Source organism: Cellulomonas aerilata, assembly GCF_007991755.1.
Classification (GTDB): Bacteria; Actinomycetota; Actinomycetes; order Actinomycetales; family Cellulomonadaceae; genus Pengzhenrongella; species Pengzhenrongella aerilata.
Genome location: NZ_BJYY01000017.1, coordinates 1 through 21409 on the forward strand (window position 1 = coordinate 1; position 21409 = coordinate 21409).

General features: G+C 75.0%; 20 protein-coding genes and 4 tRNA genes. 9 read left to right on the plus strand and 15 right to left on the minus strand.

Annotated elements, in window-relative coordinates:
• From CAE01nite_RS18830 to CAE01nite_RS13740, 4 genes are all read right to left on the minus strand, one after another.
• Positions 1-1291: polysaccharide deacetylase family protein (locus CAE01nite_RS18830; RefSeq protein WP_222595933.1), on the minus strand; the 1291-nt coding region annotated here is incomplete at its 3' end.
• Positions 1292-1554: 263 nt separating this feature from the next.
• The gene (locus CAE01nite_RS13730; protein WP_146905675.1) at positions 1555-2466 is read right to left on the minus strand and encodes a cation diffusion facilitator family transporter; all 912 of its coding nucleotides are present in this window, start codon (positions 2464-2466) and stop codon (positions 1555-1557) included.
• Between the two features lie 31 nt (positions 2467-2497).
• Positions 2498-3211: an alpha/beta hydrolase gene (locus CAE01nite_RS13735; protein WP_146905678.1), complete on the minus strand. Its 714-nt coding sequence runs from the start codon at positions 3209-3211 to the stop codon at positions 2498-2500.
• Positions 3212-3375: 164 nt separating this feature from the next.
• Complete coding sequence (locus CAE01nite_RS13740; protein WP_146905681.1) at positions 3376-4566, minus strand: endo-1,4-beta-xylanase; 1191 nt, start codon at positions 4564-4566, stop codon at positions 3376-3378.
• A 238-nt stretch (positions 4567-4804) separates the two neighbouring features.
• On the opposite strand from CAE01nite_RS13740, the gene CAE01nite_RS13745 reads away from it, so the two are divergent.
• A tRNA-Lys gene (locus CAE01nite_RS13745) sits at positions 4805-4877 on the plus strand.
• Between the two features lie 144 nt (positions 4878-5021).
• Positions 5022-8024 (plus strand): PQQ-dependent sugar dehydrogenase, encoded by a 3003-nt coding sequence (locus CAE01nite_RS13750; protein ID WP_146905684.1) that lies wholly within the window; start codon positions 5022-5024, stop codon positions 8022-8024.
• Between the two features lie 72 nt (positions 8025-8096).
• On the opposite strand, the gene CAE01nite_RS13755 is transcribed toward CAE01nite_RS13750, so the two are convergent.
• Positions 8097-9632, minus strand: a complete 1536-nt coding sequence (locus CAE01nite_RS13755; RefSeq protein WP_146905687.1) for a mechanosensitive ion channel family protein — start codon at positions 9630-9632, stop codon at positions 8097-8099.
• Positions 9633-9868: 236 nt separating this feature from the next.
• Between CAE01nite_RS13755 and CAE01nite_RS13760 the strand changes: the two genes are divergently transcribed.
• Positions 9869-10147, plus strand: coding sequence for a GlsB/YeaQ/YmgE family stress response membrane protein (locus tag CAE01nite_RS13760; RefSeq protein WP_146905690.1), 279 nt, complete (start codon positions 9869-9871; stop codon positions 10145-10147).
• Positions 10148-10288: 141 nt separating this feature from the next.
• Here the strand turns inward: CAE01nite_RS13760 and CAE01nite_RS13765 are convergent, their stop codons facing one another.
• From CAE01nite_RS13765 to CAE01nite_RS13790, 6 genes are read right to left on the minus strand one after another with little or no spacing between them, the layout of a single operon-like run.
• On the minus strand, positions 10289-11161 hold the full coding sequence (locus CAE01nite_RS13765) for a prenyltransferase (protein ID WP_146905693.1): 873 nt from the start codon (positions 11159-11161) through the stop codon (positions 10289-10291).
• Positions 11158-11580, minus strand: a complete 423-nt coding sequence (locus tag CAE01nite_RS13770) for a lycopene cyclase domain-containing protein (RefSeq protein ID WP_246131217.1) — start codon at positions 11578-11580, stop codon at positions 11158-11160. Before CAE01nite_RS13770 ends, CAE01nite_RS13765 begins: the two co-directional genes overlap by 4 nt.
• Complete coding sequence (locus tag CAE01nite_RS13775; RefSeq protein WP_146905695.1) at positions 11577-11924, minus strand: lycopene cyclase domain-containing protein; 348 nt, start codon at positions 11922-11924, stop codon at positions 11577-11579. Before CAE01nite_RS13775 ends, CAE01nite_RS13770 begins: the two co-directional genes overlap by 4 nt.
• Positions 11921-13615 (minus strand): phytoene desaturase family protein, encoded by a 1695-nt coding sequence (gene crtI / locus CAE01nite_RS13780; RefSeq protein WP_146905698.1) that lies wholly within the window; start codon positions 13613-13615, stop codon positions 11921-11923. Before crtI ends, CAE01nite_RS13775 begins: the two co-directional genes overlap by 4 nt.
• Positions 13612-14547: a phytoene/squalene synthase family protein gene (locus CAE01nite_RS13785; protein WP_146905701.1), complete on the minus strand. Its 936-nt coding sequence runs from the start codon at positions 14545-14547 to the stop codon at positions 13612-13614. The genes crtI and CAE01nite_RS13785 overlap by 4 nt, the downstream gene beginning before the upstream one ends.
• Positions 14547-15761, minus strand: a complete 1215-nt coding sequence (locus tag CAE01nite_RS13790) for a polyprenyl synthetase family protein (protein ID WP_146905704.1) — start codon at positions 15759-15761, stop codon at positions 14547-14549. The genes CAE01nite_RS13785 and CAE01nite_RS13790 overlap by 1 nt, the downstream gene beginning before the upstream one ends.
• 155 nt (positions 15762-15916) lie before the next feature.
• On the opposite strand from CAE01nite_RS13790, the gene galE reads away from it, so the two are divergent.
• Complete coding sequence (galE, locus tag CAE01nite_RS13795) at positions 15917-16888, plus strand: UDP-glucose 4-epimerase GalE (protein ID WP_146905707.1); 972 nt, start codon at positions 15917-15919, stop codon at positions 16886-16888.
• A 34-nt stretch (positions 16889-16922) separates the two neighbouring features.
• On the opposite strand, the gene CAE01nite_RS13800 is transcribed toward galE, so the two are convergent.
• A complete protein-coding gene (locus CAE01nite_RS13800) occupies positions 16923-17852 on the minus strand; it encodes an LLM class flavin-dependent oxidoreductase (protein WP_146905710.1) in 930 nt (309 codons plus the stop codon).
• 47 nt (positions 17853-17899) lie between these two features.
• On the minus strand, positions 17900-18262 hold the full coding sequence (locus CAE01nite_RS13805; protein ID WP_146905713.1) for a metallopeptidase family protein: 363 nt from the start codon (positions 18260-18262) through the stop codon (positions 17900-17902).
• A 264-nt stretch (positions 18263-18526) separates the two neighbouring features.
• On the opposite strand from CAE01nite_RS13805, the gene CAE01nite_RS13810 reads away from it, so the two are divergent.
• The 5 genes from CAE01nite_RS13810 (at position 18527) to CAE01nite_RS13830 (ending at position 19702) form a co-directional block, all read left to right on the plus strand.
• A tRNA-Glu gene (locus CAE01nite_RS13810) sits at positions 18527-18599 on the plus strand.
• A gap of 38 nt (positions 18600-18637) precedes the next feature.
• Positions 18638-18711: transfer RNA gene (locus CAE01nite_RS13815), tRNA-Asp, on the plus strand.
• Between the two features lie 40 nt (positions 18712-18751).
• Positions 18752-18824: transfer RNA gene (locus tag CAE01nite_RS13820), tRNA-Phe, on the plus strand.
• Between the two features lie 198 nt (positions 18825-19022).
• Entirely contained in the window at positions 19023-19445 is a 423-nt protein-coding gene (locus CAE01nite_RS13825; RefSeq protein WP_146905716.1) for a phage holin family protein, read from the plus strand.
• Positions 19442-19702 carry a DUF3618 domain-containing protein gene (locus CAE01nite_RS13830; protein WP_146905718.1) on the plus strand — a complete coding sequence of 87 codons (261 nt, stop codon included), beginning with the start codon at positions 19442-19444 and terminating at the stop codon, positions 19700-19702. The genes CAE01nite_RS13825 and CAE01nite_RS13830 overlap by 4 nt, the downstream gene beginning before the upstream one ends.
• Positions 19703-19743: 41 nt before the next feature.
• On the opposite strand, the gene CAE01nite_RS13835 is transcribed toward CAE01nite_RS13830, so the two are convergent.
• Complete coding sequence (locus CAE01nite_RS13835) at positions 19744-20730, minus strand: DMT family transporter (RefSeq protein ID WP_146905720.1); 987 nt, start codon at positions 20728-20730, stop codon at positions 19744-19746.
• A complete protein-coding gene (locus CAE01nite_RS13840; protein ID WP_146905723.1) occupies positions 20727-21359 on the minus strand; it encodes a methylated-DNA--[protein]-cysteine S-methyltransferase in 633 nt (210 codons plus the stop codon). Before CAE01nite_RS13840 ends, CAE01nite_RS13835 begins: the two co-directional genes overlap by 4 nt.
• Between the last annotated feature and the right edge of the window lie 50 nt (positions 21360-21409).

The following is a 21409-nucleotide window of genomic DNA, read 5'->3' on the forward strand; positions in this document are numbered from 1 at the left end:
CGTCGTCGAACGTCAGCGCCGCCACGTCCCCCGTCCCCCGCGCCGCCGCCAACGGCTCCGCCGTCGGGTCCACCGCACCACCCGGGACCACCTCGACGTCAGGCTCCTCGGCCGCGCCGCCCTGCGGCAGGGTGAACGTCCACCCCTCGGCCAGCTTCTCGGTGACGACCGTGCGGACCGCCTTGATCCCGTTCTCCCGGTTGCCACCTCCGTCGTGCACCAGCACGACCGCACCCGGCACGAACGCCGCCCGCAGCTTCGTGGTCAGCGTCTCCTCGGACAGGTCGTTGCCGTCCCAGTCGAAGATGATGTTGCCCAGCCCCAGCGGCTGCATCCCCAACGACGCCGCGACCGGACCGGTCTGACCCCAGCTGCCGTTCGGCGCCCGGAAGTACGGCACCGGGTGGTCCGGGTCGCCCAGCGCCTCACGGATGATCGCCAGGTTCGCCACCAGGTCCGCCCGCACCTGCTCCGGCGTCCAGCTGCCCATGTCGGCGTAGCTCGTCGTGTGGTTGCACAGCGTGTGACCCTCGGCCACGATCCGCCGCAACAGCTCCGCCCCACCCGGGGCGGTGATGTTCTGCCCGATCACGCAGAACACCGCCGTCAGGTCCTTCTCCGCCAGGAAGTCCAGCAGCGCGTCCGTCTCCCCCGGGTTCGGGCCGTCGTCGAACGTCAGCGCCGCCACGTCCCCCGTCCCCCGCGCCGCCGCCAACGGCTCCGCCGTCGGGTCCACCGCACCACCCGGGACCACCTCGACGTCGGGCGGGGTCGGCTCCTGCGCCGGCGCGCGGGTGATCAGGAGGTCGTCGACGAGGTAGCTGTAGGGGGCGCCGAGGTCGGCGGTCCCGATGTAGGCCTTCACCTCTCCCGCAGGTGCGTCCGACGGGACCGTGAAGGTCCCCTCGACCGTCGACCACGCGTCGGCGGTGACGCCCTCGGTGTTGCCCACCCAGGTGAATCCGGGCGGGGTCACGACGAAGCGCACGGCCGCCGAGCCGGCGGTGCCCGCGGCGAGGCGCGCCTGCATCGAGAAGGTGTACCGGCCTCCCGGCTCGAGGGTGCCGGGCGGCGTCTGGATGCCGTCGAAGTCCGTGGCGCGATCGCTCACCAGGAGCGCCTTGTCGCCGTCCACCTCCACCACCGACAGGGACGGGCCACCGCTGGCCTGCCACGGCGCCCAGCTGCCGTCCTCGAAGTCGTTGCTCACCACGGTGACCGGGTCACCGGCGGCCGTGGGCACTGCGGTCGGCACGGCGCCGGACGCCGTCGACGCCAGCCCCCCTGCCATGGCCAGGGACAGGAGACCTGTTCCCCAGACCGTCCGATGCGGACGTGACCGTGTCATCGATCGCCCCTTTGCGATGGATCCAGGTGGTGCGGGTGGCACACCGTAAGCCGACCGGGTGACGTCTGTACACGATCGGGGCCCTCGTGCCGAGAACGATGTCGACATCGGTACCCTCGCCGCCTGCCGGAAGCCCCCGCTCGGCCGGGTCGCCTGCCGCCCGCGGCCACGTCCCGCAGCGCCCACCGGGCTGTCAGCAGCGGCCGTCAGTCGTGCTGGCTGAGCTCGTGCACGCGGTGGCCGACCGGCTCGAGCTGGAACGTGCAGTGCTCCAGGTCGAAGTGGCCGGCCAGGCACCTCCCCAGCGCGTCCAGCACCTGCCCCGAGCGGCCGGTCGCGATGCACTCGTCGTCCACCACCACGTGCGCCGACAGCGCCGGCACCCCGCTGGTGATCGTCCACGCGTGCAGGTCGTGCACGTCGACGACCCCGTGGACCCCGAGCATGTGCGCGCGCACGTCGTCCAGGTCGACGTCCCGCGGCGTCGCCTCGAGCAGCACGTCGACGACCGTGCGCAGCAGCGCCCATGCGCGAGGCAGGACGAGCACCCCGATGAGCACGGACGCGACCGCGTCGGCCCGGGTGTACCCGGTGGTGGCGACGACGACGCCCGCGACGACGACGGCGGCGGACCCGAGCAGGTCCCCCAGGACCTCCAGGTAGGCGCCGCGGACGTTCAGGCTCTCCCGCTGCGCGTCCCGGAGCACCAGGAGGCAGACCAGGTTGGCCACCCCGCCGACGCTCGCCACGACCAGCATGAGCCCGGCGCTGACCGGAGGGGGATCGCCCCAGCGCCGCACCGCCTCGACGACGACCCAGACCGCGAGCGCGCCGAGCAGCAGCGCGTTGGCGAGCGCCGCGAGCACCTCCGCGCGCTGCAGGCCGTACGTCCGGGCCTTGGTGGGTGGGCGTGCCGCCAGGGCGGTCGCCCCGAGCGCGATGCCGATGCCCGTGGCGTCGGTGAGGAGGTGGCCCGCGTCGGCGAGCAGGGCCAGCGAGCCGGAGAGCAGGCCGCCGACGACCTGCAGCACGACGACCGACACCGTGACCGCGAGCACGACGACGAGCCGCCGCCGGTGCCGACCGGCCGCGGTGCCGTGGTGGTGCCCGTGCCCCATGTCCGCGACGCTAGCGAGCGGTCGGGGCGCGTCAACCGCCCGCGTCCGCCAGCCACCAGTCGACGGCGGCGTCGACCAGCCTCGGTGGGACCACGTGCCCGCCGGCGAACTCCTCGTAGCGCACGTCGTAGCCGGCTCCGTCCAGGGTGCGGGCCACCCGCCTGCCGCACCGGGCGACCGGCAGCACGGCGTCCGCGTCACCGTGCGCGACGAAGACCCGTGGCGCACCGACCTGCGACGGCGGCGCGGCGAAGCCGGGCGAGAACGCGAGCACCGCCTCGCCGAGGTCGCCGTTCGCGAGCCCGATGGACAGCGCGTACGAGCCGCCGTCGGAGAACCCCGCGAAGGCGACCCGGTCGACGTCGTACGCGGAGAACACCTCGGCCAGTGCGAGGTCCAGGGCGGCGACATCCTGCCCCGGAGGACCGGTGACCAGGTCCCAGGTGGCTCCGGCCGACGTCGGGAGCAGCACCAGCAGGCCGCGCTCGGCCGCCACCGCCTCGACGGACCCGAGCGACCCCTGGCCGTGGCCACCGGCGCCGTGGAAGAAGACGACGAGCGGGCGCGGCCCCTCGGCCGCGCCCGGGACGAGCAGCAGCGGCGGCTGCCGGCTGGGGAGCGGCAGCCGGACCAGCCCCTCCGTCGTCGAGCGGGGAGGCGGCGACGGTGTCCGCGCCGGGCCTGGCCGGCTCGTCAGGCGACCCGGGCCTGCGCCGGCGGGCCCGGCTGCCTCGTGCTGGGCCATGGGGCGTTCCTCTCCGGGCGGGTCCGTCCCTCGAGGCTCGGCCGCGACCGGCCGGTCGGCAACCGGGCCCGCAGCCACGCGCAGCGCGGCCCGACCCGGCCCGGACATGCCGAGCGGCTGCGACCGACGTCCGGTCGCAGCCGCTCGGGATCGACGGGTCGAGGTCAGCGACGGTCCTGCTTCGCCTGCGCGAGGCTGTCGCGCATCTGGAAGTAGGCCGGCTTGCGGTCGAAGTCGTCCGTCATGACGGTCGCGAAGCCCTCCCCGGAGAAGAACACCGGCACCCAGGAGTACTTGTCCGTCGCGCCCCACACGGTGAAGGAGTTGCAGCCCTCCACCGCCAGGCACGCCTCGAGCGCACGGTCGTAGTCGCTCGCCTGGCGGGTCTCCTGCTCGGCCGTCGGCTGCTGGCCGACGGGCACGTCCATGCGGACGTCGATCTCCGTGATCGCCGTCTCCAGCCCGAGGTCGCTGAAGCGCTGCAGGTTCTCCTGCAGGCCGCCCGGGAAGCCGAAGCGGGTGCTCAGGTGACCCTGGATGGCGAAGCCGTCCACCGGGACGCCCTGCGCCAGCAGCTCCTGGATGAGGTTGTAGTACGCCGTGCTCTTGGGGTTGATGTTCTCGACGCCGTAGTCGTTGAACATCAGCGTCGCCTCGGGGTCGGCCTCGTGCGCCCAGCGGAACGCGTCGGCGATGATCTCCGGGCCGAGCTCACGCAGCCAGATGTTGCCGCCCTGGGCGGTCGGTCCGGTCCGCAGCACGGGGTTGGGGCCGTCGGTGAAGATCTCGTTGGCGACGTCCCACTGGTAGACCTGGCCCTTGTAGCGGCCGACGACGGTCTGGATGTGGTCCTTGAGGATCGCCCGCAGCTCCTCCTTGGAGAAGTTGCCCTGCTCCAGCCACGCCGGGTTCTGGCTGTGCCAGAACAGCGTGTGCCCGCGCACCTCCTGGCGGTTGCGCTTGGCGAACTTGGCGATGGCGTCCATCGCCTCGAAGTTGTAGACGTCCTGCTCGGGGTGGATGAACTCCCACTTCGCCTGGTTCTCCGGCGACAGCGAGTTGAACTCCTTGGCCAGGACGTACCGGTACTCCTCGTCGTTGAAGAAGGGGTCCGGGTACGGCTGGTCGACGTGGTGGCCCCCACCGGCGACGGCGGTGCCGATGTGGAAGTCGCGGGGCGCGTTCCACCGGAGCGTCTCGGTGTTGACGATCCGCTCGGCGCCAGGCGGTCGGTTGTCCTTGAGCGCGGGAGCTGCCGAGGCCGGCAGGACGGCGGAGCCGACCAGCAGCGGGACGGCCGTGAGCCCGAGGACGAGGCGGGTGAGGGGGCGGGTGTGCAGCGGTGCTGTGCGCATGCGCGAGTGCCTTCCGTGGAGCGTCTTTGCTCGCTCGACAAACGGTCGATAACGTTTTCGAGCGTCCGGACCGCCCACGCTAAGGCACCTCGGCGCCGCGCGCCAGGCGGGCGGGACCCGGTGCTGTGCCCGTCCGCGCCCGGCGACCCGCGCGCCCGCGTAGCCTGTGGTCGGGCGGTCGCGGGCCGCCGGGAGCCGTGGCGCTCCACCGGGTCCCGGACCCCGGCCCGCTGCCCCCGGGCCTCTAGCTCAATCGGTAGAGCTGCGGACTTTTAATCCGTCGGTTGTGGGTTCGAGCCCCACGGGGCCCACCGAGCACCCTGTGGTCCACCGTCACGCCGCCGTGCGCCCGGCCCGCGCCGTGCGCCGGTTCGACGACGTCCTCCTGGCGTGTCGGCCCGCTGTGGAGGATCGTCGTCGGGGTCCGCACGCGCAGCGTCGAGGGGCGGGTCGCCATGGTCCACACGTCGGGCAGCGCCCGCCGGCTCGTGCTCGTCGTCGTGCTCGCGCTGCTGTCGGCGGGCCTGGGCGTCGTCGCCTCGTCACCGGCGCGGGCGGCGACCGTGCCGCCCGGGTTCGGCGACACTCTCGTCGCCGCCGTCCGCGCCCCGACGGCGATCGCGTTCATGCCCGACGGTCGCATGCTGGTCACGGAGCAGGGCGGACGGCTGCGGGTGCGGACGGCGTCGGGCACGCTGCTCGCCGCGCCGGCCCTGGACCTGTCCGGTCGGGTCTGCGCGAACGGCGAGCGGGGGCTGCTGGGCGTGGCCACCGACCCCGACCCGGCGACCCGCGCCGTCTACCTCTTCTACACCGCGCGCGGGACGGACGCCGCGTGCCCGGCACGCACCACCGGCGGCACCCCTGCGGGCGCCCCGACGAACCGGGTCTCGCGCTTCGTGCTCCGGGACGACCACACCGTCGACCCCGCCGGCGAGACGGTCCTGCTGGACGGCATCGCCACCCCGTCGGGCAACCACAACGCCGGCGACGTGCACGTCGGCAAGGACGGGTACCTGTACGTCACCACGGGCGACGGCGCCTGCGACCACCGCGGCGACAGCGGCTGCGGCGGGCTCAACGACGCGGCCCGCGACCGCCACGTGCTCGGCGGCAAGGTCCTGCGCGTCGACCGCCGGACCGGCGCCGCCCCGGCCGACAACCCGTTCACCGGTGCGGGCACGGTGAGCTGCCGGCTGGCACCGGGCGCCCCCGGCACGGTGTGCCGCGAGACCTTCGCGTGGGGCCTGCGCAACCCGTTCCGGTTCGCCTTCGACCCCGACGCGGCGGGCACCGACTTCTACGTCAACGACGTCGGCCAGAACGTGCGCGAGGAGATCAACCGCGGCGTGCGCGGGGCCGACTACGGCTGGAACGTCCGTGAGGGCCGCTGCGCGCAGACCGGCTCGGCGACCTCCTGCGGACCCGCGACGCCCGCCGGCATGACCGACCCGCTCTACGACTACGGGCGCGGGGACGGCTGCGGCTCGATCACCGGGGGCGCGTTCGTGCCCGACGGCGCCTGGCCCGCGGCGTACGAGGGCGGGTACCTGTTCGCCGACTACGTCTGCGGCCGGATCATGATGCTGCGCGGCGGGGCCCGGACCGACGTCGCCACCGGCGTCGGCGGCGTCGTCCATCTCGAGTTCGGCCCCGCCGCCTCCGGGCAGGCCCTGTACTACACGACCATGGCGGACGGCGGCCAGGTGCGGCAGATCGCCCCGACGGGCACCGCGAACCGGCCCCCGACCGCCGTCGTGTCCGCCGCCCCGGCCAGCGGGCCGGCACCGCTGTTCACGACCCTGAGCGGGTCCGGCAGCAGCGACCCCGACGGCGGCGCGCTGACCTACCTGTGGAGCTTCGGCGACGGCACCGCCGACGTGACCACGACGTCGGCCACCGTCTCGCACACCTACCGGGCCGGGACGTGGACGGCCACCCTGCGCGTGCGCGACCCCGCCGGCTCGGTCTCGGCCCCCGCGACCGTCCGGGTGAGCTCGGGCAACACCGCGCCCACGGTGACCATCACGTCCCCCGCAGCCGGCGCCACGTTCACCGTCGGCGCTCCGTACCGCCTCGCCGGGACGGCGACCGACGCCCAGGACGGGACGCTGCCCGCGTCCCGGCTCACCTGGACGGTCGTGCGGGTGCACGGGTCGCACACGCACCCGTTCCTGGGCCCGGTGACCGGCAACGACGTCCCGCTCACCGGACCCGGCCCGGAGGACCTGGCCGCCGCGGCGAGCAGCCACCTGCGGATCACCCTCACCGCGACCGACCTCGGAGGCGTGTCCACCACCGTCGTGCGGGACTTCCTGCCCCGCACCGTCGAGGTCAGGCTGGCCACCGCGCCGGCCGGACGGACGCTCACCGTCGACGGCCGGACGATCTCCGGGCCGACCACGGTCACGTCCTGGGCCGGGTTCCCGCTCAGGCTGGGCGTCCCGGCGCAGACCGACGCCGGCGGTCGCGCCCTGGGGTTCGACCGCTGGTCGGACGGCGTGACGTCGCCGACGCGCACGTGGACCACGCCCGTCCCCGCCGGGCCGTCCCCCGTGACCCTGACCGCGGCCCTGTCGCTGCGCGGCCTGCAGGCCGAGATCTTCGACACCGCCGACCTGACCGGCTCCTCGGTCACGCGTCTCGACCGCACGGTCGACGGCACCTGGCACACGGGCTCCCCCGACCCGGCCATCGGCCCGGACACCTTCTCGATCCGGTGGAGCGGGACCGTCCTGCCCCGGCACAGCCAGCGGTACACGTTCTCGACCACGTCCGACGACGGCGTGCGGCTGTGGGTCGGCGACCGGCTCGTCATCGACCAGTGGAACCGGCACAGCGCGCGTGTGGACAGCGGGACGGTCGCGCTGCTCGCCGGCGTACCCGCGCCCATCGTCCTCGAGTACTTCGAGGCGACCGGCTCGGCCTCGGTGCAGCTGCGGTGGTCGAGCGCGTCGCAGCCGTCCGAGATCGTCCCGACCGACCGGCTGCGCCCCGAGTACGCCGTCAACATGCAGCCGGCCGGGCGCCCGGTGCCCGTCGGTCTGTCCCCGGACACCGGGGCGGTGTTCGGGCGGCGGGCGTCGGGGCTGAGCTTCGGCTGGAGCGCCGACATGTCCGCCGGGGCGCGTGACCGCGACGCGCCCACCTCCCCCGACCAGCGCTACGACACCTTCATCCACGTGCAGCGCGGCGCCCCGCCGGGCGTGCGCTGGGAGCTCGCGCTGCCGGCCGGCACGTACCGGGTGCGGCTCGTCGCCGGGGAGCCGACCACGTTCGACTCGGTCTACCGGATCGCGGCCGAGTCGGTGCTCGTGGTCGCGGGCACGCCGACGTCGGCGCAGCGGTGGGTCGAGGGGACCGCCGAGGTCACCGTCCGCGACGGCCGGCTCACCGTGACCAGCGCGAGCGGCGCGGTCAACAACAAGCTGGCGTTCCTCGAGGTGCGCCTGCTCTAGGTCCGCGCCCGGCGCGCCACCGACCGGCGGGGTGGTCCGCACGCACGGCGAGGCCTCCGCGGGCGCGACGCCTCAGACGCCGTCGCCGTCCTCGCGCGGCACGTCGCGGCGCCGGTCGCGCCGCTCGCCGTCCACGACCGGGTCCAGCGCCGGGGGGTCGTCCCGTCCCGCGGTGCGCTTGCGCTCCTGGATGACCTCGCGCCCCGGACCGGCGAAGCGCTGCGCGCGCTCGACCGCGTCCATCGTGCCGGTGAACAGCCGGGCGTCGTCGGTCCCGCCGATCCGGGCGGTCCGCTCGCCGACGTCGGCGGGGTCACCCCGGACCGCGTCGCGCGCCGACCGTCGGACGGGCACGGTCGCGCCGTCGATGGCCCGCAGGTCGGCGAGGTCGTCCTCGTCGTCCTCGGCCGGGCGCACCGCGGTGACCTCGAGGGTGACCGGCATGTGCGCCCCCAGCACGCCGTCGTCGGCCGACGCCGGCGCCAGGGGGGCGGTGCCACTGCCGCGCGCCGGCCTGGCGGCGGGCAGGCGTGGCGGCGCGCCCGCCCCGTCGGCCTCGACCAGGGACCCCTCGACGCGGGCGCGTGGGAGGGCACCCGGCCGGGTGCGCTGCAGCCAGTCGACGAGCTCCTCGCGGACGTAGCAGCGCAGGTCGAACAGCGTCGGGGCGTCCCGGGCGCTGGCCAGCGCGCGGACCCGCACGTAGCCGCCGGTCGCCTCGGTGACCTGCAGGACCCCGACCCGGCCGTCCCACAGGTCCGACGCCTCCAGCAGCGCGGTCAGCGTCTGGCGCATCTCGTCGACCGGCACGGACCAGTCCAGGTCCAGCTCGACGGTGCCGAGCAGATCGGCCTGGCGCCGCGTCCAGTTCTGGAACGGGGTCGTCGTGAAGTACGTCGAGGGCAGGAGGAGCCGCCGGTCGTCCCACAGGTGCACCACGATGTAGGTCATCGTGATCTCCTCGATCCGGCCCCACTCCCCCTCGACGACAGCGACGTCGTCGACCCGGATCGCGTCGGTGAAGGCGAGCTGCAGCCCGGCGAACACATTCGCCAGGGTGCTCTGGGCCGCGAGGCCGGCGACGACGGACAGCACGCCGGCCGACGCGAACAAGCTGGTCCCGGCGGCGCGCGCCGCGGGGAACGTCATCAGGACGGCGGCCAGGGCGCACAGCGCGAGCACGGCGACGGTGACCCGCCGCAGCACGGTGATCTGCGTGCGGATCCGGCGTGCGTGCCGGTTGTCGGGGACGTCGATGCGGTACCGGGCCAGCGCGGCGTCCTCCGCGACGAAGGCCAGCGCGCCCACCAGCCACGCGATCGACACGATGAGCCCGATGACCAGCGCGTGGTCCGCGGCGTCACGCCACCCGACCGGCTCGGTGGTCGCACGCAGCGCGATCCAGACCGCCACCACCACGAGGGACGCCCGCAGCGGTCGCCGGGCCCGCTTGAGCACGTCGAGGGCGAGGGAGGACCGGCGTGCGGCCGACCGGACCACGGCCGAGACGATCGCCGCGACCACGAACGCCGCCACGACGGCGCCCGCCACGATCAGCAGCGGCGCGACGACGTCGGCCGTCCCGGTGCCCTCGGCTGCGCTCCGCATCCCGTCAGGCTAGGCCCGCGCGCGGCGACCGGTAGAGGCCTCCCGCAGGTCCCGCGGCCGGCAGACTTCGACCCCAGGTCGAGGTCCGGACGGCGAGTCGTGCGCGCCACGCCGCGATCCACGATCGGGCGACATCGACGACCGCCCGGACATCTCGACGTGCGGGCCGCAGTCGTGCGGTCTATCTTCCGTGCGAGAGGTCAAAACCGGCCCCGCATTCTACGAGAGGGACTTCCATGACCGTCACGGGGATCATCACCGCCATCATCATCGGCGCGATCATCGGCTTGCTCGGCCGGCTCTTCGCTCCCGGCAAGCAGAACATCTCCATCGTGGTCACGATCATCGTCGGGATCATCGCCGCCCTGCTCGGCACCGCGATCTGGAACGCCATCCAGAACTCCGGCGCGGACACGCCCGGCATCGACTGGATCGAGCTCATCATCCAGATCGTCCTCGCGGTCATCGGCGTCAGCATCGCGGCGCGCGTCCTGGGGAACCGCCGCCGCGTCTGATCGCGGCTCTGCACGACCACCGGTGCCCGGCAGCCCACGGCTGCCGGGCACCGCTGCGTCCGGGCCGCGTGGCGCCGGCGGTCAGCCGAGCCGGGCGGCGGTCAGCCGAGCCGGGCGACGGTCAGCCGAGCCGGGCGGCGGTCAGGCGAGCCGGGCGACGGCGATGAGCAGCATGCTCACAGCGCCGCCGGTGACGAGGTTGAGGACGAGGAAGACCCGCCAGCCCGCGTGCGCCCGCTCGCAGTCCGCGTCGCGCACGGACCAGAAGCGGGCGGCGTTGACCGCGTACAGCAGCGGCAGCAGCGCGGCGGCCGACCCCGGCCACGGCACCGCCAGGAGCAGCACCGCGGCCAGGACGTAGGCGACCGTCGAACCGACCACGGTCCGGTGCGCCCCGAGCACGGTGGCGACGGAGGCGAGACCGCCTTCGCGGTCCGCGCGCACGTCCTGCACCGCGCCGAACGCGTGCGACGCCATGCCCCACGCGACGAAGGCGAGCAGCACGGGCCACGCGGTCCGCTCGCCCAGGTCCGTGCCGGTGAGCACGAGCGCGTACAGCAGCGGCCCGACGAAGTGCATGGCCGACGTCACCGAGTCGACGACCGGGCGCTCCTTGAAGCGCAGCCGGGGCGCGGAGTACGCCACGACCAGAGAGACGACGACGGCGAGCGTGGCAGCGGCGGCGCCGTCCCCGAGCAGCAGCAGCCACACCAGGACCGGCACGTTGGTCACCGCGCACGCGACGAGGATCCGGCGGTGCACGGTCCGGGCGACGGCGGGGTCCGCGAGCGCGCCCTCGATGCCGCCCTTGCGCGGGTTGCGCAGGTCGGACTCGTAGTCGAACACGTCGTTGATCCCGTACATCAGCAGGTTGTACGGGCCGAGGAAGTACAGCGTGCCGACGACGAGCGCGACGTCGACCCGCGCCCCGGTCGCGAGCAGGTAGCCCGCCGCGAACGGGTAGGCCGTGTTGATCCAGGAGAACGGGCGGGACGCCGCCAGGACCTCCCTCATGCCTCCTCACCGCGGCGCGCCCGGTCGGCGGTGGGGTCGCCACCAGGGACGGCACCGGGCTGGGCGCCGGGCTCGGCGCCGTCGGCGACGGGCGCGCCGGACCGACGGCCGGGCCCACCGCGTCGGACCGGCCGGCGGCGTGCGCCCAGCCACGTCCACAGCGCGGGCATGAGCGCCGACGCCGCCAGGGCGTACGCGAAGTCCTCGACCGGGGCGCCCCAGACGTAGACCCCGAGAATCCGGTCGGGGTCGAAGACGTACAGGTCCGCGGCGATCATCAGGGTGTCGAACACCACGGTGAGCGCGACCAGGAGCAGCGCACCGCACGCCAGCGGGAGCGGCCGCAGCCGGCGCAGCACGGGCGCGACGACGGCGCCCAGCACGAGCAGGACCGACACGTTGAGCACGGCGTTCGTCACCGCCGCACCGCCCGGTCGGGCCGGTCCGCGTGCCACCGGGCGAGCCGGTCGAACCCGCGCCACGCGAGCAGCGCGTTGTAGCTCAGCAGGGTGAGGAAGACGACCTCCTCGACCGGCAGGTCCGGTGCGATCAGCAGCCCGGTCATGTGCGGGCTCTCCCCACGCGCGAAGATCCCCAGCGCGAGCCCGGCGACGTCCCAGAGCAGGAAGAGGACGACCCCGCAGCCCACGCACACCGCGGCCCGCCGCGCGTCGTCCCAGAGGGCCAGGCGGTAACGCCGGTCGAGCGTGGCGAGGCCGCCCAGCGCGACCGCGAGCGCACCGAGGTAGGCGAGCCCCGTCACCGGTCGACCGAGGGGGTGGCGCCGGCGCCGGCCGCCCACCGCTCGGGTCGGCGCGCCGCCGCCAGGAACCCCCGGCGCAGCGGCGCGGGCAGCCGGCGCGCGGACGTGTCGCCGAGCAGCCGCTTGGCGACGAGCTCGGCGCTGATCAGGCACATCGGCAGTCCCACACCGGGGATCGTGCCACCGCCGACGTGCAGGAGGTTCGGCACGCGCGGGTCCACGTGACCGGGCCGGAACATCGCGCTCTGCCGCAGGGTGTGCTCCATCCCCAGCGCGGTCCCGCGCCAGGCGGAGAGGTCGGCCGCGAAGTCCGCCGGACCCACGACCCGGCGGGTCACCACACGCGCGCGCAGGTCCGGGATGCCGGCCCAGGCACCGGCCTGGTCGAGGTAGCGGTCCGCGTGGGCCTCGAGCGCGGCGCGGTCGTCCGGGGCGCCCAGCGCGGGGTCGGCCGGGAACGGGACGAGCACGAAGACGTTCTCGTGCCCGGGCGGCGCGGACCCCGGGTCGGTCGCGCTGGTCCGCGAGACGTACATGGAGGCGACCTCGGGCACCCGCAGCGAGGCCACCGTGCTGGCGGTGTCGTCCCCCAGGACGTCGCGGAAGTTGCCCGGCCAGTCGCGCGTGAAGAACAGCGAGTGGTGGGCCAGCTCGGGCAGCGGCCCCCGGACCCCGGCGAGCACCAGCAGCGCCGAGATCCCCGGCCCCCGCCGCTCCCAGGCCGCCGCCGCGTCCCCGGAGTGCTCTGGGGGCAGCAGCACCGTCTCGGTGTGGTGCCGGTCGGCGCCGGAGACGACGACGTCCGCGGTGATGACCTCACCGGTGCTCAGCCGCACGCCGCGCGCACGACCCGTGCGCCGGGGGTGCCGCCGCGAGCGGCCGGCCGGCTCCACCTCGACGGCCACGACCTCGGCGCCGGTGCGGATGTCGACGCCGTGCTTGCGGGCCAGCCGCTCGATCGCCTCGATCACCGTGTACATGCCGCCGCGCGGGAAGCGGACGCCGTCGACGAGGTCGAGGTGGCTCATCAGCGAGTACAGCGCGGGCACGCGGTACGGCGAGGACCCGAGGAAGACGGCGTGGTAGCCGAGGACCTGGCGCAGCCGCGGGTCGGCCACCGTCCGCTCGACCCGGTCGGCGAGGGTGCGCGTGAGCAGGCCCGCGAGGGTGGCGCCGCGGCGCAGCACCTCCCCGGAGACGGCCCGGTCGGGTCGCGCGAAGGTGGTGTAGAGGAAGTGGTCGAGCGCCATCCGGTACGCCTCGCTGGACTGCGCCGCGTACTCACGCATCCGCTCCCCGGCCCCTGGCTCGAGCCGGTCGAACGCGGCCCAGTTCGCCGCGGGGTCGGCGCCCACGTCGAGCACGTCCGGCGCCGAGCCGTCCGGCGACTCGAAGAACACGCGGTACGACGGGTCGAGCCGCACGAGGTCGAGGTGGTCCTCGATGCGCTCGCCGAGGAGGGCGAAGAAGTGCGCGAACACCTCGGGCATGAAGTACCAGGACGGCCCCGTGTCGAACCGGAAGCCGTCGATCTCGAGCAGCCCGGCCCGACCGCCGACCCGGTCGTGCCGCTCGAGCAGGGTGACCTGGGCGCCGCCGCGCGCGAGCAGCGCCGCGGTCGCGAGCCCGCCGATGCCGCCGCCGACCACGACGACGCGCGCGCCGACCAGCCCCGGCCCGTCCCCGCTCACGCCCGGACCCGCGTGGTGGGGCGAGCGGGCGGCGGCGTCCGCTCGCCGGCCGGCAGCGGGGCGGGTCGCCCGCGCGCCTCGGTGAGCACGGAGCGCGCGAGCACGGCGACCTTGGCGGGCGTGCCCACCCGGACGCGCCGGGCCAGGAGCTCCGCCGGCGGCGTGACGGCCAGCTCGGCGGCGAGCCGGTCGTAGAGCCCGAGGGTCGCGCCGACGGCGACCCGGGCCCGGCGCGGCAGCCCCGGCATGGCCGCCCGGGCGCGGGCGACGTCGCCGTCGATCTCGGCCAGCAGGCGGTCGAGGGTGGGCTGGTCCAGGTCCTGCGGGGTGACACCGGGGAAGTAGCTGCGGCCCAGGCCGTCGTGGTCCTCGCCGAGGTCGCGCAGGAAGTTGACCTTCTGGAAGGCCGCCCCCAGCGCCCGCGCGCCGTCGGCCACGTCCGCCGGGGCCCGGCGGACCGGCTCCCCCGGCCGCCGGTCGGCGTTGAGGAACACCGCCAGGCACATCAGCCCGACGACCTCCGCCGACCCGTGCACGTACCGCTCGTAGGACTCCTGGTCGTGCACGCGGACGGTGAGGTCCATCCGCATCGAGGCGAAGAACGGGTCGATCTCCGCCGGGCCGATCCCCACCCGGCGGGCGGTGCGGGCGAACGCGTGGACGACGAGGTTCGTCGACCAGCCGGACGTCAGGGCCCGCGCCACCTGCTGCTCGAGCTCGTCGAGCATCGGCCCGGCGTCGTCGCCGCCCCGGGTGTCGACGATCTCGTCGGCGATCCGCACCAGGGCGTACACCGCCTCGATGTCCGTCCGTGCCCGGGGGCCGAGCAGCCGCGTGCCGAGGCCGAAGGAGGTGGAGTAGCCCTGCAGCACCGCACGGCTCGCACGTGCCGCGGTGAGGTCGTAGAGCCGGGCCCCGGTGGTCGCCGCCATCAGTGCTGCCTCCCGGCCATCTCGTCCACGAGGTCGCACAGGTACGTCGCCAGGTCGGCGGGCAGGTCCTCGAGCGCGACCCGGCGCGCAGCCTCGGCCGCCCGGGCGGCGGCACCGGCGAGCTCGCCCCGGGCGCCGCACGCGACCATCACCTCGCGCACCCGCGCCGCGCCGGCGTCGTCGAGCTCGGGGTCGCCGACGACGTCGTCCAGGACCGCGCGTCCGGCGTCGTCCGCGCGCAGGTAGCTCAGCCGCAACAGCTCGGTGCGCTTGCCGGCGCGCAGGTCCGACAGGGCGGACTTGCCGGTGCGGGCGGGGTCCCCGAACACGCCGAGGTCGTCGTCGACGAGCTGGAAGGCGGTCCCGAGCACCGTGCCGAAGCGGTCGAGCGCGGCCACCGTCCGCTCGTCCGCGCCCGCCAGCACCGCACCGGCGCGCAGGGGCACCGCGCACGTGTACGCGGCGGTCTTGAGCTCGGCGATGAGCAGGGCGTCGACGTCGGTCGGCGGACGCAGCCCGGCGGTGACGTCGAGCAGCTCACCGCCCACGGACGTGGTCACCCCGCGCACGAGCAGGTCCACCACCCGCACGCGCACGTCGGCGGGCAGCGGCGCACGCGCGACCAGCCCGAACGCGGTGACCAGGGCGAGGTCCCCGCCGAGCAGCCCGGCGGCGAGCACCTGGTCCTCCGCGACGCGGCCGACGACGCCGTCGCCGCTGAGCCGGGCGCGGTAGGTGCCGGTCAGGGTCGGCCGGCCGCGTCGCACCTCGTCGTGGTCGAGGAGGTCGTCGTGCACGACCATCGCGGTGTGGACGAGCTCCTGGGCGGCGGCCACGTGCGCTGCGCCGTCGACGTCGCGTCCGCCCAGGCCGAGGTAGGCGGCCAGGGTGAGCCGGGGACGCAGGAGCTTGCCGCCGACCTGGTCGGACAGGCCGGCCCAGAGGGTGCCGAACGCCGGGTGCAGGCGGCGGCCGTCGGCGCTCTCGCCGGCCAGGTGCGCCGCGAGCACCCGTGCCGTGCGGTCCAGCCCGGCGCCGACCTCGGCCGCCAGGTCACGCCCCGGCCGGGCCTCGCGAGGAGGGGTGGCACGCCCGGGCGCGGGCACGGCGCCGTCGTCCGTCGCGCGCCGGTCGACCGGGGACACGTCGCCGGGCGCGCTGCGCACGGGTGCGACGCGGTCCGTGGAGACCGTCGCACGGGCACCTCGGGGCACGGGGGTGTCCTCTCTCGAGCGAATACTCAGCATACTGAGCATCTCGACGTGGCGTCGCACCGAGCGTCCCACGCCGGCGCCGTCGACCGCCGGGTGGCCGGCCCCGGCGCGACCGGCCCGGCACCGCGTCGGTAGGGGTCGGTAGGGTCGGACCCATGACCTGGATGGTGACCGGCGGCGCCGGGTACATCGGCTCGCACGTCGTGAAGGCCTTCGGCGACGTCGGCCTGCGGACCGTCGTGCTGGACGACCTGTCCAGCGGGCACGAGGAGTTCGTGCCCGCCGGCGTCCCGCTGGTGCGGGGCTCGATCCTCGACACCCCGCTGCTGCGGCAGGTGCTGGCCGAGCACGAGGTCACCGGCGTCGTGCACCTCGCCGGGTTCAAGTACGCCGGCGTGAGCGTCCAGCGTCCGCTGCACACCTACGCGCAGAACGTCACCGGCACCGCGAGCCTGCTCGAGGCCATGGCCGACACCGGCGTGCCGGCGATCGTCTTCTCCTCCAGCGCGGCCACGTACGGCACGCCCCGCACGGACCTCGTCACGGAGGACACGCCCACCGCGCCCGAGTCCCCGTACGGGGAGAGCAAGCTCGTCGGCGAGTGGCTGCTGCGCGACCAGGGGGTCGCCACGGGCTTGCGGCACACCTCGCTGCGCTACTTCAACGTGGTCGGGTCCGGCTCCCCCGAGCTCTACGACACGAGCCCGCACAACCTCTTCCCGCTGGTCATCGAGGCGCTGCTGGCCGGACGGACGCCGCGCATCAACGGGACGGACTACGCCACGCCGGACGGCACGTGCGTGCGCGACTACGTGCACGTCGCCGACCTGGCCCACTCGCACGTCGCCGCGGCCCGGGCGCTGACCGACGGACGCCCGCTGGAGCACGTCTACAACCTGGGCAGCGGCCAGGGCGCGTCGGTCCGGCAGATCATGGAGACGATGGCTGACGTCACCGGCATCGCGTTCGAGCCGGAGGTCGGACCGCGGCGCGCCGGCGACCCGGACCGGATCGTCGCCTCCGGCGAGCTGGCGACGCGCGACCTGGAGTGGCAGATGCGCTACACGCTGCGCGAGATGGCCGCGTCGGCGTGGGAGGCCCGCACCCGGGCCCGGACCTCGGCCTGACGGGCGACGGCGCACCGTCGCCCGTCAGGCGGCGTCAGCGCGCCGTCGCACGGAGCCGGTCCAGCTCGCCGGCCAGGCGGTCGAGCACCGTCTCGCTGCCCGCGTAGACGCCCTCGGCGCGGGGCCAGTGCACGACGACGTCGGTGAACCCCAGCGAGGCGGCCCGTTCGACGCCCTCCTGCAGCACGTCCCACGACGTCAGCGAGAACACCGGCGCACCGTCCAGGCTCAGGTGCCGCTCGACGGACGCCGGGTCCCGCCCCTCGGCGCGCGCCTGGACGCCGAACTGCTCGACCATCGCCGCCAGCCCCTGCCACCACAGCTCCTGCGCCGCGGCAGGGGAGAGCTCCGCCGTCGCCTCGGCCGGCAGGTTGGGCCCGAACGTGACCCACGCCTGACCGTGGCGGGCGGCCAGACGCATCGCCCGCGGCCCGTTGGCGGCCAGCACGAAGGGCACGCGGGGCCGCTGCACGCAGCCGGGGATCGTCCGGGCGCCGTCCGCGGTGTAGAACTCGCCGGCGTGGTGGGTCACCGGCTGGGTGAGCAGCCGGTCCATCAGCTCGGTGAACTCGGCGAACCGCCGGGTCCGCTCGGCCGGGGCGGGCGGCGGGCCCAGCACGGTGGCGTCCCACCCGGTCCCGCCCGCTCCCAGGCCGAGCAGCAGCCGACCGCCGCTGATGTCGTCCAGCCCCATGACGTCCTTGGCGAACGGCACGGGGTGACGGAAGTTGGGGCTGGCGACCCACGTCCCGAGCCGGATGCGCTCCGTCGCGGTGGCCGCGGCGGCCAGCAGCGGGACGGTCGCGAACCAGGGCTCGTCCACGAGCGTGCGCCAGGCGAGGTGGTCGTAGGTCCAGGCGTGGTCGAAGCCGTACTCCTCGGCGCGCTGCCACCTCGCCCGGGCCTGGGCCCAGCGGTCCTGCGGCAGCAGCACGATCCCGAAGCGGAGCCCGTCCCTCGTCATGCCCGACACCGTAGGGCCGGACGCCGGGGCGCCCGGACGCCGCGCCGTCAGCCCCAGCCGAGCTCGTGCAGGCGGTCGTCGTCGATGCCGAAGTGGTGCGCGATCTCGTGGACCACCGTCACGGCGACCTCGTCGACGACCTCGTCGCGAGAGTCGCACAGCGCGAGGGTCGGCCGGCGGAAGATCGTGATGCGGTCCGGCAGGGCGCCGGCGGCCCAGAACTCCCCGCGCTCGGTGAGCGGCACGCCCTCGTAGAGACCGAGCAGCTCGGGGTCGTCCTCGGGCGGGTCGTCCTCCACCAGGACCACCACGTTGTCCATCTGGTCGGCGAGCTCCTCGGGGATCTCGTCCAGGGCGTCCCGGACGGCGTCCTCGAACTCCTCGCGCGACATGTCGACCACGCCCGCCATCCTCCCCCGGCCGGCGGCGGGCCCGCGCCGATCGGCTGCCGGTCGGCCGTCGGCCGTCGGTCGACTGTCGGTCACCTCTCCAGCACGCGTCAGGCAGGCCCGCGACGGCCCCCCGCCAGGGGCCCCCGACGGGCCGGCGACAGGCCTGTGGCAGGCCTGCCACAGGCTGGCGACTGGGCCGTCCGGGGGCCGCTTTGGTGATCCCCGGGATCTGTCCTATGCTTTCCGAGGTCTTCCGGCGCTCGACGTCAAGGGCGTTGACCCGCCCCCATCGTCTAGCGGCCTAGGACCCCGCCCTTTCACGGCGGTAGCACGGGTTCGAATCCCGTTGGGGGTACGTCTCGTGTGCACGTGCAGTACCGGTCTCCTCACCGAGGCCCCGTAGCGCAGTTGGTTAGCGCGCCGCCCTGTCACGGCGGAGGTCGCGGGTTCGAGTCCCGTCGGGGTCGCTGACATCCGCCCGGCCCTATGGCCGGGCGTTGTCGGTTCGGCCATGTAGCTCAGTTGGTAGAGCGTCCGACTGAAAATCGGAAGGTCAGCGGTTCGACCCCGCTCGTGGCCACCTCCCTCAGCCCCGTCCGGCTCCTCCGGGCGGGGCTGATCCGTGCCCGGACCGTCGCGCGCATGTCGCGCACCCGGTGCACCGGGACGCCCTCCTCCACGTGCCACCATGGCTCCGGCCAGCGCGAACGCCTCGCGCAGAATCGCGGTTCCCGACACACTGGGGCCCTTGTGACACCTGACGTAGGGAAGTGATGGCATGTCGACCGCCTCGCAGTGGACGTCCCCGGGTTCGGGCGGACGTCCGTCGATGGGTGAGCTCTTCAGCCGCCTCTCCGAGCAGACGTCCCGGCTCGTCCGGTCCGAGATCGAGCTGGCCAAGGCCGAGCTCTCCCGCAAGGCGAAGGCCGGCGCGATCGGCGCCGGGCTGCTCGCCGGCGCCGCGCTGTTCGGCTTCTTCGCGTTCGGGGTGCTGATCACCACGGTGATCCTGGCGCTGTCCCTCGTGCTGGACGCGTGGCTCGCCGCGCTCATCGTCGCCGTCGTCCTCCTGGTCGTCGCGGGTGTGCTGGCCCTGCTCGGCAAGAAGTCGCTCGACAAGGGCGTCCCGCCGAAGCCGGAGCGCACCGCCGAGAACGTCAAGCAGGACGTGCAGGCCGTCAAGGAAGGGTTCCGCTCATGACCGCCAATCCCGAGGACATCGAGGCGCAGATCGCCCGCAACCGCGCGGAGCTGGCCTCGACGATCGACGAGCTGACCGACCGCCTGGACCCCAAGGCCAAGGCGAACGAGCTCGTGGAGAAGGCCAAGCAGGTCGTCAAGGACGCCGGGACCGACCCCGACACGCGTCCCGAGGACCGCAACCGCGCCCGGATCATCGTCGGCGTGGGCGCCGCGGCCGCGGTGGGCCTGCTGACGGCCCTGGTCCGCAAGATCTGACCGCGCTGCCCTGACGCCCGCCGCGCACCTGCCGGCGGGCGTCAGCCGCGCGTGGGCGCGCTCACGCTCGTGGGCCCCGTCGTCGCCCCGGGCGGGACCGTGCCCGCCGCCGAGGCCGCCGCGAGTGCTCGCCGTCGGCGTCCCACGCCCCACTGGGTCAGCGCGACGCCGGCGAGCACGACCACGCCGCCCACCGGCTCGTACCAGTGCAGGGTCTCGTGCAGCACGACGACGCCGAGCGTGGTCGACACCAGCGGGATGACGTACGTGACGCTCGCCGTCACGGTCGCGCCGGCCTGCTCGAGCACCCGCCAGTACAGGACGTACGCCGCTCCGGTGCCGCCCAGCCCGAGAGCGAGCAGGGCCGCCGCCGCCCCGGCGTCGACGTCGACCGGGACCGGGGTGGCCAGGACGAAGGGCGCCAGCATGACCGAGCCCAGGGTCAGCTGGACGGCCGGCAGCGCGACCGGCGACAGCCCGCTGCCGGTGAGCCGCCGCCGGCTCCAGGCGTTGCCGACGCCGTAGCACAGCGTCGCGCCCAGCAGCATGAGCCCGCCGGGGACGTCGATCGACGTGGTGTCCCACGCGCCGAGCAGCACGGCGATGCCCGCGAAGCCGATCGCGAGACCCGACGCCTGCACGCGGTCCGGACGCTCGGCGGGCACGAGCAGCCCGACGAACACGGCGGTGAACAGCGGGGTCGTCGCGTTCACCAGGCCGGCGAGGACCGAGCTGACCCGCTGCTCGGCGAGGGCGAACAGCACGAACGGCACGGCGGTCATCGCCGCGGCCACGATCGCCAGGTCGCGCAGGAGACCGCGCCGCAGCCGCGGCAGCTCCCGTCGCGCGAGCAGCAGCGCGCCCAGCAGCGCGAGCCCGACGACGATCCGCCCGAAGGCCACCTGGGTCGGCGTGAAGGACCGCAGCGCGGTGGCGATGAACAGGAAGCTGCAGCCCCACAGCACGGCCAGCAGCGCGTAGGACGCGGCCCAGCCCCCGACCAGCGTGCGGGCCGACGCCCGGGTCACGCGGGCACGCCGAGCCCCGACGCGGCGGCCACGTCGGCCGCGTCCGCGGCGTCGACCGGGCGCGCCTCGGCGGGCCGGTCGGCGAGCACCGCGACCTCCGGCGCCCCTTCGTGGGTCAGCAGCGCGCGCTTCACGTCCAGCCCGAAGTAGTAGCCGCCGAGCAGCCCGCCGGTGCGCAGCACCCGGTGGCAGGGCACGAAGGGGGCCACCAGGTTGCGCGCGCACGCACTGCCCGCGGCCCGCACGGCCAGCGGGCTGCCGGCGGCGGCCGCGAGCTCGGTGTAGGTGGCGGTGCGGCCCGCCGGGATCGCCCGCATGGCAGCCCACGCCTGCTGGAAGAACGGGCCACCGGGCTGCTCGACCGGGACGGCGTCGAGCGCGCCGAGGTCCCCGGCGGCGTACCGCTGGACGGCGCGGACCGCGGTCTCGAGCGTCGGGTGGTCGGCGACGTCCTCCGGCGCGACGAACTCGACGTCGCGCGCGGACAGGGTCGCGGGGATGCGGGCCACGACGTCCGTCAGCGGGCTGAAGCCGGCGACGCGCACGACGCCGTCCTCCGGCGTCAGCACGAAGGTCAGGTCGCCCGCGGGGGCGGGCACGGTCGTCGCCAGCAGGGGTGCGGTGCTCATCGGGCTCTCCAGGGGTAGGCACGGCGGACGTGCCGCACGGTGCTCGGTCT